Source organism: Aphanothece stagnina RSMan2012 (assembly GCF_046764815.1).
Taxonomy (GTDB): Bacteria; Cyanobacteriota; Cyanobacteriia; order PCC-6307; family Cyanobiaceae; genus NIES-981.
Genome location: NZ_JBKOUC010000068.1, coordinates 1 through 1,269, shown reverse-complemented (window position 1 = coordinate 1,269; position 1,269 = coordinate 1). Strand labels below are relative to the sequence as shown.

Here is a 1,269-nt window from a genome sequence, read left to right as displayed (position 1 = left end):
GTCATCGAAGTAGATCAGCACGTTGCGCAGGAAGGCCACGTCGGCATCGGATTCCAGTGCCGGCGGCGCGACGGTCAGGTTGGCCCAGTGCAGCCGCGCCAGCCGCCTTAGGTCGGGCGCGATGCGATAGAGCCGCGTGCGTCCGTGGCACAGGCGCGACCGCAGCAGATAGTCGCGGCGCCACTCCTCCGGCAGGCCCGCGATCTCGTCCTCTTGAAAGATTGCGCGGGCGGCGCGGGACAGGATGGCGCGCGACACGTCGCTGCCGGCCACGCCCCAGCGCAGCCCGCCCTGCATCCCGCGCGCCAACCGGTCGACGACCATCGCAGCCGTCCACATCTCGGCCCCGGTGGAACAGGCCGCGCTCCACAGCAGAAGGCGGCGTTCCCGCCCAGCCCCCCGCGCGATCAATGCGGGCAGTCCGGTCGTCTGCAGCCAGTCGTACTGCGCGGATTCGCGAAAGAAGCCGGTCGTATGCGTGGTCAGCGCCTCGACCAGCAGCGGCAACTCGGTCTGGCCTGCGGGCCCGGTGAGAAGACTTGAATAGCGGGCGAAATCGTCCAGCCCCAGCGCGCGCAAGCGGCGGGCCACCCGCAATTGCAGGAAGGCCGTCTTGCCGGGCGCGATGGCGATGCCACCATGCTGGCGCACCATTCGGCAGATCAGGTTCGCCTCGGCCCGGCCCAGATGGGGCGTGGGCAAGGTTCCGGGCAGGGCGTGGATCATGGGCCGAAGTCGAACATGTCGTCTGCCGGCGCCGCGTCGCCCAGAAGGCTGCGATGATCGAGGACCAGCGTCAGATGCCCGCCCAGTCGCGCCACCCCCTGCAACAGCCCCGGCCGGCCGCGACCCGCGGCGGGCGGGGCCTCGATCGCCGTGGCGGGCAGTTCCACCACGCTGTGGACCTGATCGGCCAGCACGCCCACCGGGCGCTGCCCTGCCTCGGGGCGTTCCAGCACGATGATGCGCCGGTCGCGGCCGGAGCCGCCCATCACGCCCAGCCGCGCGGCGATGTCCATCACCATCACGCCCTCACCCCGCACGTCGATCAGGCCGATCACATCGGCCGGCGCCTCGGGCAGCAGCGCCAGCGGTTGCTGATCCAGAATCTCGCGCACCGGATCGACGGAAAGGGCAAAGAACTGCCCGCCGATGGCGAAGGTCAGAAAGGTCCGGGGGTCGTCAGAGCCTGCCGGCCCGATCATGGGCGGCGTGCCGCGGTCGTCCGTTGAAGGCGCTGTCATCCTGTACTCCTAGCCAGCTAGCAGG

2 protein-coding genes are annotated in these 1,269 nt (G+C 70.4%); both read right to left on the bottom strand.

All coding sequences use genetic code 11. The features are described 5' to 3' along the window. A partial coding sequence (locus ACLNEE_RS16720) for a CheR family methyltransferase (RefSeq protein WP_412007429.1) occupies nucleotides 1-726 on the bottom strand: 726 nt, incomplete at its 3' end. Beyond that, entirely contained in the window at nucleotides 723-1,244 is a 522-nt protein-coding gene (locus ACLNEE_RS16715) for a chemotaxis protein CheW (protein WP_412007428.1), read from the bottom strand. The genes ACLNEE_RS16715 and ACLNEE_RS16720, both read right to left, overlap by 4 nt. Between the last annotated feature and the right edge of the window lie 25 nt (nucleotides 1,245-1,269).